This is a genomic window from Marinobacter mobilis (genome assembly GCF_900106945.1).
GTDB lineage: Bacteria > Pseudomonadota > Gammaproteobacteria > Pseudomonadales > Oleiphilaceae > Marinobacter > Marinobacter mobilis.
Window position 1 is genome coordinate 158,781 of sequence record NZ_FNNE01000003.1, and the last position, 15,867, is coordinate 174,647.

Annotated in this window: 15 protein-coding genes; 5 read left to right on the forward strand and 10 right to left on the reverse strand. The window is 57.0% G+C overall.

All coding sequences use genetic code 11. The features are described from left to right. Positions 1–4 precede the first annotated feature (4 nt). Both clpA and BLV11_RS05595 read left to right on the forward strand, forming a co-directional pair. Entirely contained in the window at positions 5–2,275 is a 2,271-nt protein-coding gene (gene clpA / locus BLV11_RS05590; protein WP_091811987.1) for an ATP-dependent Clp protease ATP-binding subunit ClpA, read from the forward strand. A gap of 232 nt (positions 2,276–2,507) precedes the next feature. Beyond that, entirely contained in the window at positions 2,508–3,539 is a 1,032-nt protein-coding gene (locus BLV11_RS05595; protein WP_091811988.1) for a putative solute-binding protein, read from the forward strand. Between the two features lie 87 nt (positions 3,540–3,626). On the opposite strand, the gene infA is transcribed toward BLV11_RS05595, so the two are convergent. From infA to BLV11_RS05640, 9 genes are all read right to left on the reverse strand, one after another. After that, a complete protein-coding gene (gene infA / locus BLV11_RS05600; protein WP_014421226.1) occupies positions 3,627–3,845 on the reverse strand; it encodes a translation initiation factor IF-1 in 219 nt (72 codons plus the stop codon). A 146-nt stretch (positions 3,846–3,991) separates the two neighbouring features. Then, positions 3,992–4,705 (reverse strand): arginyltransferase, encoded by a 714-nt coding sequence (locus tag BLV11_RS05605; RefSeq protein ID WP_091811989.1) that lies wholly within the window; start codon positions 4,703–4,705, stop codon positions 3,992–3,994. Next, complete coding sequence (aat, locus tag BLV11_RS05610) at positions 4,706–5,419, reverse strand: leucyl/phenylalanyl-tRNA--protein transferase (protein WP_091811990.1); 714 nt, start codon at positions 5,417–5,419, stop codon at positions 4,706–4,708. A 69-nt stretch (positions 5,420–5,488) separates the two neighbouring features. Further along, the gene (gene trxB / locus BLV11_RS05615; RefSeq protein WP_091811991.1) at positions 5,489–6,442 is read right to left on the reverse strand and encodes a thioredoxin-disulfide reductase; all 954 of its coding nucleotides are present in this window, start codon (positions 6,440–6,442) and stop codon (positions 5,489–5,491) included. 198 nt (positions 6,443–6,640) lie between these two features. Beyond that, on the reverse strand, positions 6,641–7,552 hold the full coding sequence (locus BLV11_RS05620) for an AAA family ATPase (RefSeq protein ID WP_091811992.1): 912 nt from the start codon (positions 7,550–7,552) through the stop codon (positions 6,641–6,643). Between the two features lie 6 nt (positions 7,553–7,558). Next, positions 7,559–8,473, reverse strand: coding sequence for a carbon-nitrogen hydrolase (locus tag BLV11_RS05625; RefSeq protein ID WP_091811993.1), 915 nt, complete (start codon positions 8,471–8,473; stop codon positions 7,559–7,561). Positions 8,474–8,479: 6 nt separating this feature from the next. Next, positions 8,480–9,469, reverse strand: a complete 990-nt coding sequence (locus BLV11_RS05630) for an agmatine deiminase family protein (RefSeq protein ID WP_245725926.1) — start codon at positions 9,467–9,469, stop codon at positions 8,480–8,482. Between the two features lie 245 nt (positions 9,470–9,714). After that, entirely contained in the window at positions 9,715–10,017 is a 303-nt protein-coding gene (locus BLV11_RS05635; RefSeq protein ID WP_091811995.1) for a hypothetical protein, read from the reverse strand. Between the two features lie 79 nt (positions 10,018–10,096). Continuing rightward, positions 10,097–10,669 carry a PilZ domain-containing protein gene (locus BLV11_RS05640; protein ID WP_091811996.1) on the reverse strand — a complete coding sequence of 191 codons (573 nt, stop codon included), beginning with the start codon at positions 10,667–10,669 and terminating at the stop codon, positions 10,097–10,099. A 113-nt stretch (positions 10,670–10,782) separates the two neighbouring features. On the opposite strand from BLV11_RS05640, the gene BLV11_RS05645 reads away from it, so the two are divergent. Both BLV11_RS05645 and BLV11_RS05650 read left to right on the forward strand, forming a co-directional pair. Further along, positions 10,783–12,027, forward strand: a complete 1,245-nt coding sequence (locus BLV11_RS05645) for a lipoprotein-releasing ABC transporter permease subunit (protein ID WP_091811997.1) — start codon at positions 10,783–10,785, stop codon at positions 12,025–12,027. Between the two features lie 10 nt (positions 12,028–12,037). Beyond that, a complete protein-coding gene (locus BLV11_RS05650; protein WP_091811998.1) occupies positions 12,038–12,739 on the forward strand; it encodes an ABC transporter ATP-binding protein in 702 nt (233 codons plus the stop codon). Positions 12,740–12,769: 30 nt separating this feature from the next. On the opposite strand, the gene BLV11_RS05655 is transcribed toward BLV11_RS05650, so the two are convergent. After that, positions 12,770–13,300: a DUF2062 domain-containing protein gene (locus BLV11_RS05655; protein WP_091811999.1), complete on the reverse strand. Its 531-nt coding sequence runs from the start codon at positions 13,298–13,300 to the stop codon at positions 12,770–12,772. Positions 13,301–13,418: 118 nt separating this feature from the next. On the opposite strand from BLV11_RS05655, the gene BLV11_RS05660 reads away from it, so the two are divergent. Then, on the forward strand, positions 13,419–15,791 hold the full coding sequence (locus BLV11_RS05660) for a DNA internalization-related competence protein ComEC/Rec2 (RefSeq protein WP_091812000.1): 2,373 nt from the start codon (positions 13,419–13,421) through the stop codon (positions 15,789–15,791). The last annotated feature ends 76 nt before the right edge of the window (positions 15,792–15,867 follow it).

The window sequence follows — 15,867 nt, forward strand, 5'->3', positions numbered from 1 at the left end:
GCCCATGCTGAGTAAAGATCTTGAGAACACGCTGAATACGGCTTTTAAAAACGCCCGTGACAAGCGCCACGAATTTATGACCGTGGAGCACCTGTTGCTGGCATTGCTGGACAATGACTCGGCTTTGACCGTGCTTAAAGCATGTGGCGCAGACCTGCAGCAGTTGCAGGATGAACTTGTTGAATTTGTAGATTCAACCACACCGCTGATTCCGAGCAGCGACAGCGAACGGGAAACCCAGCCAACACTGGGATTCCAGCGGGTACTGCAGCGTGCAGTATTCCACGTACAGTCCTCTGGCAAGAAGGAAGTGACCGGTGCCAATGTTCTGGTAGCCATTTTCAGTGAGCAGGAAAGCCAGGCAGTGTACGTGCTTAAGAAGCAAAACATTGCCCGCATCGACGTGGTGAACTTTGTCTCCCACGGGATTTCCCGTGTACAGGGGGCAGAAGATCAGGAGGGTGCGGATCAGGCTTCCCATGAGGACACGGCAGAAGAGGGGGGCTCCCATAAGCCTCTGGAAAGCTACGCAACCAACCTCAATGAGCTGGCTCGTCAGGGGCGTATTGACCCTCTGATCGGGCGTGAACATGAGGTTGAGCGCGTGGTGCAGATTCTGGTCCGCCGCCGCAAGAACAACCCCTTGCTGGTTGGAGAGGCTGGGGTCGGTAAGACCGCCATTGCTGAAGGTCTTGCCCGCCGGATTGTGGACGGTCAGGTGCCGGAAATCATTTCCGATGCAGTGGTGTATTCCCTGGATCTGGGTGCGTTGCTGGCAGGAACGAAATACCGCGGCGATTTCGAGAAACGTCTCAAGGGGCTGTTGGCAGAGCTCAAGAAGGAGCCGCATGCCATCCTGTTTATTGATGAGATACACACCATCATTGGCGCTGGCTCGGCATCTGGTGGAGTGATGGATGCCTCTAACCTGCTCAAGCCAATGCTGAGCTCCGGCGAGATGCGCTGCATAGGCTCCACCACGTTCTCCGAGTTCCGTGGAATTTTTGAGAAGGACAGCGCATTGGCCCGTCGATTCCAGAAAATTGACGTCAACGAGCCGAGCGTTGAGGACACCTATCAGATTCTCAAGGGGCTCAAGCCCCATTTCGAGAAGCACCACGACCTGAAATACACCGACAAGGCGCTTCGTACGGCTGCCGAACTTGCAGATCGTTACATCAGCGACCGTCACCTGCCGGACAAGGCAATTGACGTGATTGATGAAGCCGGTGCTCGTCAGCGACTGCAACCGGCGGCCAAGCGTAAGAAGGTCATCGGGGTGTCGGCGATTGAAGATGTGGTGGCAACCATTGCGCGAATTCCGCCGAAAAATGTTTCCACCAGTGACAAGGATCTGCTGCGTAACCTTGAGCGGGACCTGAAAATGGTCGTGTTCGGTCAGGACAAGGCGATCGAGTCGCTGTCGACGGCGATCAAGCTGGCCCGTGCCGGGCTGAAGGCACCTGAGAAACCCGAAGGTGCGTTCCTGTTTGCCGGTCCCACTGGGGTTGGTAAGACCGAGGTTACCCGGCAGTTGGCGAAGGTGCTTGGCATCGAGCTGGTGCGCTTTGATATGTCCGAATATATGGAGCGGCATACCGTTTCGCGTCTGATCGGTGCACCCCCTGGTTATGTCGGTTATGACCAGGGCGGCTTGCTCACAGAGGCTGTTAACAAGCATCCCCATTGTGTGTTGCTGCTGGATGAGATCGAGAAGGCGCACCCGGAAGTCTTTAACCTGCTGCTGCAGGTGATGGACCATGGAACGCTGACCGATAACAACGGTCGCAAGGCAGATTTCCGTCATGTGATTCTGGTGATGACGACCAATGCGGGTGCGGAAAGTATGGCAAGGCGCTCGATCGGCTTTAGTGAGCAGGACCACACCACCGACGGTATGGAAATTATCAGTAAGACATTCACGCCGGAATTCCGGAACCGTCTGGATGGAATTATCCAGTTTGGCGATCTGGACAAACACACCATCACCCATGTGGTCGACAAGTTCCTTACCGAGCTGCAAGCCCAGCTGGATGAGAAGCACGTCGTGCTGCATGTCGATGAAGCTGCCAAGGGCTGGCTGGCTGAAAAAGGCTACGATGTCACGATGGGAGCTCGTCCGATGGCACGGCTGATTCAGGATCGGATCAAGCGGCCACTGGCTGAGCAGATCCTGTTCGGCAGTCTGTCTGAGCATGGTGGTGAAGTGAATGTCAGGCTTGAAGGTGATGAACTGGTTTTCGAGTACGAAAATGAGCCGGCTGAAGCCGTCTAGGGGCGAAACGCCCGGGCATCACTGACTGCTGATGCAGAGATTAAAAACCACACCCTTTCAGGTGTGGTTTTTTTTTGATTTTGTTGACCTGTCTGCAGAAATTTTCGGTTATTCCTGTCAATCCCTTCCGCTCACCAATCTGCCATCTTACGCCTTCGCTTAAACATTTTCGGATTAGTGCTTGTTTGCAAAGGTATCCGGAAGGAAAAAACAACAACAAGAGGTGGCATGTATGCGGTTGTTCCTTACCTTGATGACCAGTGTTCTTTTGAGTTCGGTTGCATCAGTAACCCAGGCTCAGAGCGTCGAAAGCAAGGCGTTCTGTGTTTTTGATGTGGCGGGCGCCAGCGGCTATGTTTACCAGACTCTCCAGACCTATCAGCGCCATGCAATTGCCGAGGGCGTGCGCCTGCGTATGCAGCCTTACACCGATGAAGATCAGGTGGTGGCTGATTTTCGCGCCGGTGAATGCGACATGATCGCGGTGACTGATATGGGGGCGAGAAAGTTTAATGGCTTCACCGGTTCGATCAGTGCGATTGGCGCCATTCCCCGTTATGAAGACTTGAAAGTGCTGATGTACATTCTGGCCAGCCCGCGGGTCGCGCGACACCTTGAGGCCGACGGGTACGAAGTCATGGGCGTGGCGCCGATGGGGGCAGCCTATCTGTTCGTTAACGATCGCTCAATCAATAACGTCGATGCATTACGCGGTAAGCGGGTGACGATCTTTGAAGGGCATGAAGATGCCCGACATATGATTCGTTTTATTGGCGCCGAGCCGGTGGATGCCAAGATCTCGAACTTCGCCCAGTTGTTTAACGACGGTCAGGCGGACATCAGTTATGCCCCAGGCGCTGCTTACGAGGTTCTGGAGATGTTTCGGGGTATGGGGGAGAGCGGCGGGATCGTGCGCTACCCGGTAGGGCAGGTTACGGTTCAGTTGTTCGCCCGTAGCGGAACCTTCGATGAAAGTTTTGTACGCGAATCCCGTCGAATCGTGTCTCGCCTCTATCCAGAGGTCATGAGAGTCATACGTGAGTACGAAGATGCCATTCCCGAAGAGCGTTGGGTGGATATCCCCCCTGAAGCCATGCAGGACTACCAGGAAATGCTGCGGGGCGTTCGCGTCGAGATGCAGGATTCTGGGCAGCAGGCGCTGGCGTCTATCGCCTACAACGAGGATATGATGACCATTCTTAGGAAAGTGCGCTGTTACACCAACCCGGGGGCAGACGAGTGTTCATCAGAGGATCGTGAATAAAGCGGTGCCCGATTAGTCGCCATCAAAAAAGCCCTGGCTGTATCGGTTTGACGCGGAGCCGGGGCTTTCAGATGTCGCAGGCGGATATTAACGGGCGCGGTAAACGATACGGCCCTTGCTGAGATCATAAGGTGTGAGCTCAACCTTTACTTTATCGCCTGTAAGGATGCGGATGTAGTTCTTGCGCATCTTTCCGGAGATGTGAGCAGTCACAACGTGGCCGTTGCTCAACTCGACCCGGAACATGGTATTAGGAAGGGTGTCGATAATAACGCCTTCCATTTCAATGACATCTGACTTTGCCATTCAGTACGAACCTCGCTTGGGATGGACTTTCCGTAACTTGAAGTTGCGCAATTCTGCCTGAAATGTAGCCGTTTGGCAAAACAAGCCGCGACTAAGGGCCTGCATTACCTGCTCCGGGCCAAATTTACCGGTCCGGAGCTTCGCCGTCAGTCCTGTTTCAAGGGCTGCCAGCGACCTTCGATCAAGGCCTCAATTGGATGAAAGCGGGTCTTGTAGTTCATCTTTCGACAGGCCTTGATCCAGTAACCCAGGTACAGGTAGGACGCGCCCCGGCGGCGAACCTCTTCAATTTGCCAGAGCACGGCAAAGGTGCCAAGGCTTCGTTTTTCCTCATCGGGGTCGAAGACGGTGTAAATGGCCGAAAGACCATCCTCCAGTGCATCAACCACTGCCAGGCCAATCAGTCGGCCCGTTGAACGAATCTCAAGAAACCAGGTATCGGTGGCACCTTCAACGAGGAACGAGGTGAACTGCTCCCGGGACGGTGGGTACATGTCGCCATCGGCGTGGCGCTGGACGATATAGCGCTGGTATAGGTCGTAGTATTCTTCGGTAAAGCGGCCTGGTGCGAGCGTGCAGGTCAGGTCGGCATTCCTGCTCAGAACGCGTCTCTGGTTGCGGTCATGCTCGAAATGCTCGGTATCAATGCGTACCGGAATGCACGCCGCACAGGCTTCGCAGTGCGGTCGGTAATAATGGGAGCCGCTGCGACGAAAGCCAAGACTGGTGAGCTGGCTGTACAGGCGTTTGTTGATATCGGCTCTGGGGTCCACAAACATCGTTGTGGCTTCCCGGCCTGACAGGTAGCTGCAGTCGTGTGGGGGCGTGGCGAAAAATGCCAGGGTTTTCAGATTGCTCATTCACACCTCCGGCCCCGGCCATCGCCACTGGAAAATCCAGCTTTTCTGGGTAGGGTCACGGTCGACACTTGCCCCTAGTATAGATAAAAAATCAGTCCTTGGAATGGACCGGGCTCCCATCGACAACAGGTGAGGGCTTTCCACCTGGCAGTCCAGCAGATCATAGCCCCATGCCTTCAATTGATGGGCGAGGTGGACCATCAGTACCTTTGAAGCGTTGGTTTCCAGGGAGAACATGGATTCGCCGAAGAAACAACAGCCCAGGGCGATGCCGTACATGCCGCCCGCCAGCTGACCGTCCTGGTTCCAGGCTTCGATGGAATGAGCGATGCCAAGTTGATGAAGTTGAATGTAGGCGTCCTTCATCTCGTCGGTGATCCAGGTACCCTCAACACGGCTTTCCCCGCACACCCGTATAACCTCCTCGAATGCCTGATCTGCAGTGATGCGGAAGCGGTTCTGGTTAAGGGTTCGTCTCAAGCTGCGAGAAACGTGAACTTCTTCGGGAAACAGCACACACCGGGGGTTGGGAGACCACCAAAGGATCGGCTGATCGTCGCTGTACCAGGGAAAAATGCCGTTGCGGTAGGCCAGTTCCAGCCGTTTTGGCGACAGGTCACCGCCGAGCGCCAGTAATCCGTCTGGATCTTCGAGAGCCTCATCGGCTGGGGGAAACCAGAGCTGGTCGGGATCTAGCCAGGGTAGGGTCGTCATGGGGCGGTTCTGGTGCGGGGGCTGACGGGGGCATTTGTTCGCCCCCGTCGATCCCGGGCTGGGTCAGTATCAGTCTTGCTGGTCCAGGAAGCGCTCGGCATCCAGTGCGGCCATGCAGCCGAATCCAGCTGAGGTTACGGCCTGCCGGTAGACGTGATCAGCTACGTCGCCTGCGGCGAAAACACCGGAAATGCTGGTTTCAGTGGCCATGCCCTCAAGGCCTGACCGGATCTTGAGGTAGCCGTCGCGCATATCGAGCTGGCCAGCGAACAGGTCGGTGTTGGGTTTGTGGCCGATGGCGATGAAAACACCGGCAAGGTCGATGTCTTGGGTTGAACCATCCTCATTACTCTTGATGCGCATTCCAGTGACGCCGGTTTCGTCCCCGAGAACTTCATCCAGGGTGTGATTCCAGACAATGCGGATGTTTCCATTCTTTTCTTTTTCAAACAGCTTGTCCTGCAGGATTTTCTCTGCGCGCAGGCTGTCACGGCGGTGAACGAGGGTCACTTCCTCAGCAATGTTAGCCAGGTAAAGGGCTTCTTCAACTGCGGTATTACCACCGCCTATGACTGCAACCTTCTGCTTGCGGTAGAAAAAACCGTCGCAGGTGGCACAGGCAGAAACGCCTTTGCCTTTGAAGGCCTCCTCGGACTCCAGACCCAGGTACATCGCTGAGGCACCGGTCGCCAGAATCAGTGCATCACAGGTGTACTCACCGCTATCACCCTTGAGCCGAAAAGGACGGCTCTGCAGGTCGGCTTCGTTGATGGTGTCGTAAACGATGCTTGTTTCGAACCGTTCCGCATGGGCAAGCATCCGCTGCATCAATTCCGGGCCCTGAACGCCATTGTTGTCCCCGGGCCAGTTATCCACATCGGTCGTGGTGGTGAGTTGGCCGCCAACCTCAATGCCCGTGATCAGGGTCGGGTTCAGGTTTGCACGGGCTGCGTAAACGGCGGCAGTGTAACCGGCCGGGCCAGAGCCAAGGATGATCAGGCGGGAGTGTTTGCTATCGGTCATGGTGTGTCTCTCAATGCGTGTCGCGGTTGAAGATCGGTTCGTGTACGGGGCGACGGAACCGGCTGGCCGGTCGTTGGCAGAAATCCAATACCAGACATAGGGCCATTCACGAAAAAATAAAGGGTGTGGAAGCCTAACATGTCAGAACGGTTTTGGGGGGCGGAAATCACGACATCTGATGATCCGGCCCAGGTTTGATTACTGGATCACCGCTACCTGAGTAAGCAGCTGGCGAACCCGGTCGCTGCCATTGCCAGATTCGCCCTGATCCAACCGGTGTCCGGCAACGGCAGGGAAAACGGCCTGAATGTCATCAGGCAGTACGTGATGGCGGCCATCCATCAAGGCCCAGGCTCTTGCAGCACGGACCAGTCCGAGTCCTGCCCGGGGTGACAGTCCGTACATCAGTCCGGGCATTCTGCGACTTTCTTCCAGCAGGCGCTGTACGTAATCCAGCAAGGCCGGGCTGGTGGTAACCCGGTCCACACCGTCCTGAAGGGTCTTGAGGTTCTGCTCTGACAGCTGTGGCAGCATGCGCTCGGTCAGTACACGGCGGTCTTCGCCTTCCAGCAGTTCGCGCTCTGCGCGTGGGTCGGGATAGCCGAGCTGAAGGCGCATCAGGAAGCGGTCGAGCTGGGATTCTGGAAGCGGGTAGGTGCCGCCTTGTTCCACCGGGTTCTGGGTAGCAATGACAAAAAACGGTTGGGGCAGTGGACGAGTCTCGCCTTCGATGGATACCTGGCGCTCCTCCATGGCTTCAAGCAATGCGCTCTGGGTTCGGGGAGAAGCCCGGTTGATTTCGTCGGCCAGCACCACCTGAGCGAAGATCGGGCCCGGGTGGAAGACCAGAGCCCCGGCCTCCTTGTCATACATCGAAAAACCAAGCACATCGGCCGGCAACAAATCGTTGGTGAACTGGATGCGCTGGTAACTCAGTCCCATGATCCGGGCAAGGGCATGAGACAAGGTCGTCTTGCCCATGCCGGGAATGTCTTCGATCAGCAAGTGGCCGCGTGCCATCAGTCCACAGACAGCCAGTCGAACCTGCCGCTCCTTACCGAGCAGTACCTTATTGAGCTGGTCAACGACGTCATCGATGAGCTTTTTCATGGGGTGTCAGTCCCTTACCCGCTTCAGAATGTCGCCGTAGGCATCAATGCGCCGGTCTCTCAGGTAGGGCCAGATTCTCCGGACGGACTCACTGCGACCGGTGTCGATATCAACGGTCAGAACCTGTTGGGATGAGTTATCCGCTCTGGCAAGGAATTCTCCCTGGGGACCGCAGATAAAACTGTTACCCCAGAAGCGGATGCCATCACTTTGGCCGCTTGGGTCGGGCTCAGTACCGATACGGTTGGGGGCAATAACCGGTAGATTATTGGCGACGGCATGGCCGCGCTGGACGGTCACCCAGGCTTCAAGCTGGCGTTCCCGCTCGGCGTCGTCATCACTCATATCCCAGCCGATCGCTGTGGGGTAGATCAGCAGCTCTGCGCCCGCCAGTGCCATCAGTCGAGCCGCTTCCGGATACCACTGGTCCCAGCACACCAGAACCCCGAGTTTGCCAACCGACGTCTGGATAGGGGTAAACCCGCTGCTGCCGTTGTTGAACGAGGCATCTCCCGGGGTGAAGTAGAACTTTTCATAGAACCCGGGATCATCCGGGATGTGCATTTTCCGGTACAGGCCGGCAAGGCTGCCATCGCGTTCAAACACCACCGCTGTATTGTGGTACACGCCGTTCATCCGACGCTCAAAGATGGAGCCTACCAGCACGATCCCGAGTTCCGCCGCCAATTTTGAAAGGTGCCCACTGGTCGGACCGGGAATCGGTTCCGCCAGTTCAAAGATGGCGGTGTCTTCGGTCTGACAGAAATACTGGGTTGCGTGGAGTTCCTGTAAAACAACGAGCTGGGCGCCGCCTTTGGCGGCTTCTCTGATGAGGGTTTCGCTGGTTGCCAGGCTTTCCTGCTTATCGGTGCTGCAGGTCTGCTGTATGGCCGCAACCCGAAGGGTGGGAGAAGATGTCATGTCCGATTACTCCGCGGGAATCTGCATGGTGACGCAATGCAGGCTGCCATGCTGTTTGATCAGGGGGCGACACTGGATCGGGACAATTTTCCGATCAGGGAATAGTGAAGCCAGGGTCTCGATCGCTTCGCCATCTTGCGCTACACCGTAGACCGGCAGGAGAACCGCGCCATTGATGATCAGAAAGTTGGCATAGGTCGCGGGCAGGCGTTCGCCATCGTCGTCGTGAATGGCGTCTGGCCAAGGCAGCGGTGTCAGTTTGTAGGGCTGGCCGTCGGGCTGGTGGAAATTCCGGAGCTCTTCCTCCATGGCCTTGAGGGCGTGGTAGTGCTCATCCGTCTCATCGGGGCAGGCAACATAGCAGATGGTGTCGGCTGCGCAGAGTCTGGCCAGGGTGTCGATATGGCTGTCGGTGTCGTCACCGGCGAGATAACCGTGGTTGAGCCACAGGAAATGCCGCGCTCCAAGCAGTTCTGACAGGGCCGCTTCAATGGCGGTGCGATCCAATTCCGGATTGCGGGTGGGCGTCAGCAGGCACTCGCTGGTGGTCAGCAGGGTGCCCTGGCCGTCAGATTCAATAGAGCCGCCCTCTAGCACGAGGTCAATAGCTCGCATCGGCAAATCACCGAATGCTCCGGCTTCGGCCAGCTTGCCGTTGATCCGGTTGTCTTTTTCGTAGGCGAACTTGCCGCCCCAGGCGTTGAAGGCAAAATCCAGCAACGACAGGCCGGTGGGCGTCCGGACACTAATGGGCCCATGGTCGCGGGCCCAGGTGTCATCAGCGGGTGCCTGCAGTACCCGGACACTGTGTGGCAGGTTGTTGTCCTGTATGTATGTTTCAAACAGGGCTGAAAGGGCGTTTACCTTGTTGGCGTCTTCGCAACTGACAACCAGGTTTTCAAATTGAAGTACAGCCTTGGCGATGTCCAGGAAAACTGGCTCGACCTCACCAAGGATGTCTCGCCAATCGGTTCCGGCGTGGGGCCATGTCAGCATTACTGCTTTCTGGGTTTCCCATTCGGCAGGCATTACGGAAGTAGAGCTCAAATCGCAACCACCTTACAGTCTGAAGTCGAGGGCTGAACGCTATTTCATATCGCGGCCTTGCTGCCCCTGGACGGGGTGGCCGGATTCTGCGTTCAAAGGCTGTCATTCTAACGGCTCCGGCGGGTGACGTCAGGATACCGGAAGCCGTTTTTTGTTACCGATAGGTATTCGGCGATGGCTGGTCTGTAACCGAGTTATCGACGGGGTTTCATTACCGTATGGATAACATGGCTGCCTTCAAAGTAAACGATGAATTCAGGGTACTCCCAGCTGCTGATCGGCGGAGTGCCAACCGGCGCACTTACGGTGATGGGCGCACCAAGGCGGGCACGGACGGAGTCCTGGCTCTGGCCGGTTTTCGGCAAGGCGTGAGTTGCCGAACGGTCGGCCTGGTTCATGACCGGGACGGCCAGCTCTTCGGCGACGGCCGGGGCGGAAAGTCCCAGCACCAGGGTGGTGGTAAGCGCGATCAGGCCAGACGATGCCTTCTTATACATGGGGCGTTACTCCTGAATGATTGTCTCGTTTTATTTGATAGTTCTACTTAGGGTGACAGTTCTACTTAGGGTGATAGTACTACTTCTGGCGCTGACGAATCTGCCATCGCATCACATGCCGTGCTATCTGCTGGCGGTCGCCGTCGTGGATGCGTATGAACTCGCCACGAATCCAGTATTGGCCATCCTCCTGCCGGGTGCATTCTGCGACCCGTGCAACAGCCTGGGGGCGGAACATTTCCGGTGGGAGCGTCATGCGAACGGCCAGCTGCTCGCCAACCTGAACGTGACCACTTGATGACGTAAAGGCAATGCCGCCTTCGCTAAGGGTAACCTCCTGCCATTGCTGTGGTTGCAACGGATTTTGTTCAAAGGTCATAATGCGCGCCAGAATATCCAGCTTGCCATTCAGGGACTTGATCAGGGTGGTCATCAGCCGGTCCTTTTCGGCCAGGCTTGCCAGATGAACCTTGATATCCTGGTCGAGCCGACGAAGTTCGAGCCGCAGTTCGTCCAGATGGTTTTCGCTGAACGGATCCGGGTTGCTGTTGTCATCGACAGTCAGTGGGCGAATCTCAAGGCCAATCCTGTCCCTGATGCGAAAGTAGTCGCGCTGGTCACATATTGCCCCTGTCGACGGCTCTTCTGGCATACTGCGCTCCGTATGAATACATTTTTTGTTATGTTACACAAGTTTAGCAGCTTCTTGGCGGTCTGTGAGCCGACAGAAGAATCCACCCATCAGGTGTAAACAGGCCTTGCCACATGTTCAGACCGCTGTCCCTTTATGTTGGGCTACGATACACCGCGGCCAAGCGGCGTAACCACTTCATTTCCTTTATTTCCATGACCTCGATGATCGGGCTGATGCTGGGGGTGGCGGTGCTGATTATCGTACTCTCGGTGATGAACGGCTTTGACCGGGAGCTCAAACAGCGCATTCTCGGTATGGTGCCACACGCGGTGATCCGCGGAGCGAATGATGTGATGGAGGATTGGCAGTCGGTGGATCGGGCCGTTACTGAAAATCCACACATTCTTGCTGCAGCCCCCTTTGTTCAGGGGCAGGGCATGGTGACGGGCCATGGCAATGTACGCGGGGTCGCCCTGAACGGGATTGTGCCCGAGCAGGAGCGAGAGGTTTCCATCATTGAAAATCATATGGTGGATGGCAGCCTTGATGATCTGCGCAGCGGCGAATTCGGCATCATTATTGGCCGGACACTGGCTGCCAGTCTGCGGCTCCAGATCGGTGACCGGGTGACGGTGGTGCTGCCCGAAGCCTCGGTCTCGCCCGCCGGCGTATTGCCGAGGCTGAAGCGTTTTACCGTCAAGGGAATCTTCAGCGTTGGTGCCGAGCTTGACGGAAACTACACCCTCATTCACATGGACGATGCGTCGAAGTTGATGCGAACCAATGGAAAGGCCCAGGGAGTGCGGTTGTTGGTGGATGACCTGTTCCGGGCACCACTGGTGGCTGAAGAGGCTGCGTTGTCTTTGGGCGGGCGCTACTTTGTGTCCGACTGGACCCGGTCTCATGGCAATCTGTTCCAGGCCATCCGTATGGAAAAGACCATGATCGGACTGCTGTTGATGTTTATTGTCGCAGTGGCTGCCTTCAACATCGTCTCGACCCTGGTCATGGTGGTGACGGACAAGACGTCTGATATTGCGATCCTGCGTACCATGGGGGCGACTCCTGGCCGGATTATGCGCATTTTCATAATTCAGGGCGCGGTGATCGGTATCGTCGGAACACTGGTGGGCACAACGCTGGGCATTCTGGGTGCTTTCAATATCAGCGCATTCATCAGTTGGCTGGAAGGCTTCCTTGGCCACAAGTTCCTCAATGCCGATGTCTACTTCATCAGTTACCTGCCGTCCCAGTTGCAGTGGGCCGACGTCGCGATCATCAGCAGCGCCGGTTTTGCCATGAGTCTGCTCGCAACAATCTACCCGGCGTGGCGGGCTTCGCGGGTCGAGCCGGCGGAAGCGCTGCGCTATGAATAAGGACGCAACCATGAATTCAGATGTACCGGTTATTCACTGCAGTGGGATTACCCGCACCTACAGTGAAGGCCCCACCGAACTGACCATTTTCTCAGATATTTCCCTGACCGTTGCTGCCGGGGAGGCCGTGGCAATTGTGGGTAGCAGTGGTGCCGGTAAAACAACGCTGCTGAACCTTCTGGGCGGACTTGATCGTCCATCGTCAGGGCATATTGCTATCTGCGGCGAAGATATTCATCGGCTGAGCGAGGCCGGGCGGGCTCGTTTCCGTAATCGGCACCTTGGGTTTGTGTACCAGTTCCATCATCTGTTGCCCGAATTTTCCGCGCTTGAGAATGTGATGATGCCATGCGCTCTGGGTGGAATGTCGGTCAAGCAAGCCGCGGCCAAGGCCGAATCCTTGCTGGAGCGTGTTGGTCTGGGGCCACGCCTGGCGCATAAGCCTGGTGAACTGTCTGGTGGTGAGCGTCAGCGTGTGGCTATTGCCAGGGCGTTGGTCAACGAGCCAGAGTGTGTGCTGATGGACGAGCCTACGGGTAACCTGGATGAGCAAACGGCTGATAGTGTGCGGGCGCTGATCGAGTCTCTGCGTGATCAGTTGGGTATTGCGTTTGTGATGGTCACACACGATATGAGAATGGCCCGCAGCCTGGGGCGGGTTTTACGACTTGAGCAGGGCACGCTGGTCGATGAGGTGGTCGTGCAGCCGTGATGATGATATTGCGGCGCGACTTTTCACCCGTCAGTGGTTGTCTTGCTTGAGACGCCGCTGACGGCGTTCTTCCCAACTGGACCTGACCCTTCGGCGCCAGAGAAACTGAATCAGCAGATAGCAGGCGCAGCTCGAGATCGTGGCGATAATCAGTGATCCGAAGTACAGCGGGATGCCGATATCCACCAGGCTTTCCTTGATCCAGCTAACGGATAACTCAAACCGGTAGTCCACCACCGGATGATCGAGAAGCCAGGCGCCGACCTTGTAGTTGAAATAAAACATTGGCGGCATGGTGAGGGGATTGCTGATCCATACCAGCGCTACGGACAGCGGCAAGTTGGCATTGAGCCATATGGCACAGAGTGCGGCGGCTACCATCTGAAAGGGCATTGGTATAAAGCACAGGAAAATTCCGATCAGGAAGCCGCGCGCAATACCATGGCGGTTGATGTGCCAAAGATTCGGTTCATGAAGAATGTCTCCCAGAAAATGCAATGCCTTGATTGACCGGATTTTCTCCGGTGTCGGCATGTAACGCTTCATGAACCGCTTCGGCATCTGGGAGTTCTGCCTGTTTCTATACCGGGGTAGGAAGGTGTTGGTCTGCTTCCAGGCCGTCCGGCGCTAGTCAGTTAACGGACATGGATTGTCCAGGGAGTTACCTTTGCGGATACGGATGGCCGCGTTTTCCTGCGGCGTTATCTTACTGTATCGGGTTGGCGTCATTCCACCCTTGTACGGGCTTATTGCTGCAATCTTGTTGCTTATTCCAGTGTCTTGGGTCACGCCTCGACGAATCTCGCGTGAAACGCTCTCCATTCTGTTATTTGGGATCGTTGGACTGGGTTGGGCGACCGGATTTGCCAGCGATCGCCTGACCCAGCAACTTCCGCAGCAATGGGAAGGTCAGACGTTGATGGTCAGTGGCTATCTGTGTGACATTCCATCCCCCGGTAACTACCAGAGCATTCGCTTCAGCCTCTGTGTAACGGCATGGCCGGAAGTGCCTGAACACGAGGTGCAGGCTGGGCCGTTGCCCGACAAGCTGAGGCTCGCCTGGTACGGAGAGCAGGCGACGCTGGGGTTGCCCCACCGGGTGCGTGCGACGGTTGTGTTAAAACGCCCTCATGGCTCCCTGAATCCGCAGGGCTTCCGCTACGAGAGCTGGCTATTCCGGGCGGGCTATCGAGCAACGGGAACCGTGCGCGGGATTGAGCCTGAAACCAGGGTCCCATGCGGTCTGCGCTGCCGCTACCATCGGTGGCGGAATCTATGGGCATCTGCACTCCACCAGCAATTGTCCAGCACCCGGCATTATGGCCTTGCCGAAGCGCTGCTAATGGGTCACCGGGGCTGGATTGAGCCCTCGCAATGGGCGGTGTTCAAGGACACTGGCACGATTCACCTGGTTGCCATATCCGGGTTGCACCTGGGGCTGATCGCGTTTGGGGTTGGGGCCGTTGTCCGCCGGTTCCTCCTGATCCTGCCGCCGTCATTGGCAACGCCTGGTCGGCTGGGGCTGGTGACGGCGTGCCTGGTGCTGACGGTCTGTCTCGGTTATGCGTTGCTGGCCGGTTTCACGGTACCGACGCGACGAGCTCTGTTGATGGTTGCGGTCGCCTGCTGGGTTATGGTTCGGGCCCGTCAGTCGTCGCCATGGGATGGATGGCTGCTGGCGCTGTGTCTGGTGCTGTTGCTTGATCCGTTTGCGCCGCTCGATCAAGGTTTCTGGCTTTCCTTCGGTGCTGTGGCGGTGCTGATTCTTGTGTTTAGCCGCTGGCTAGGGCGATGTCACTGGGGTGTGGCGCTGCTATTGGCTCAGGCCGCAGTCTTTGTTGGTTTATGGCCGATCCTCGCCGGGTTGGGGCAGCCACAGGTCACCATGGGCGCGCTGGCGAACCTGATTGCTATCCCCTGGGTCTCGCTGGTCGTAATGCCGGTGTTGCTGCTGGGAGGGATCTTGCTTGTTGTGATTCCCGGAAGTGAAGGCGTTGTCGGTTGGGCTTATGACCTGGTGCTGGAAGCGCTTTGGCAGGTGTTGTCATGGCTGGCCGCCTGGTCTGTGCCGTTGCCGGCTGGCAATCTGGTTGTACCTTTGACTCTGGCGGCGGTTGTACTGACGGCCATCCTGATTCCGGTTCGTCATGCCCGTTTGCTGGCGGCGGTTGTCTGTGGGGTGTGGCTGGTCCGCTCACTCGCAGAACCTGGCGCAACGGCTTCCGGTAATGACGTTGTTGCCCGGCCAGAAGTCTGGATTTGGGACGTAGGGCAAGGGTTGTCGGTTCTGGTGCGTCATCAGGACCAGGTTCTGGTGTATGACACCGGGCCTTCATCTCCCGGGGGGTACAGTGCGGTTGAATCGGTTCTGTTGCCTAACTATGCCGCACTTGGTGTGCGATACCTCGACGCTCTGGTGCTGAGTCACGGTGATTCCGACCATTCGGGTGGGCTTGGGACCCTCCTCGCCGCTGTGCCGGTCGGATTGATGGTCAGTGGAGAGCCGGAACGGATTCGGCAGCAACTGGTGGTGGACAACGTCCCGCCGGTTTTGGATTGCGGGGCTGTTGATGGGCGTCGAGTCGGCGAGGTTCTGGTGGCGGCATGGCAATACTCTGAGGACGCCCGGGCGGACGGCAACGAACGATCCTGCGTGGTGAGCCTGCGTTTTGGTGGCATCGAACTGATACTTCCCGGGGATATTCCTGCGTCTGTGGAGCGCGCCTACCTTGCTGACCATGGGCCTCTAACGTCAACTTATAGAGTGGTGGTCGTTCCCCATCATGGCAGCAGGACCTCCTCAGGCGAGGATTGGGTGGCTGCACTGGTGCCGGATGTCGCGATCGTCAGCGCCGGCTACCGCCACCGTTTTGGTCATCCCCATCCGGACGTCAGCGAACGCTACCAAAGGGCAGGGGGCTGGCTTGTGAATACGGCCGAGAGCGGGGCTATCCACCTGCGATTCTTCTCTGACGGTGTGGCTATCAGTCGCGCTCGTGAAAACCCGCCATTCTGGATTGAGGCTGCCCCGCAACGGTTCGCAATTCATTAAAATACCGTGACATTCCAGGTGTGGTCTCTGTCGGTAGCTATGCTAAAGTAGCGCGGCTTGCTAATTATCAGGGAGA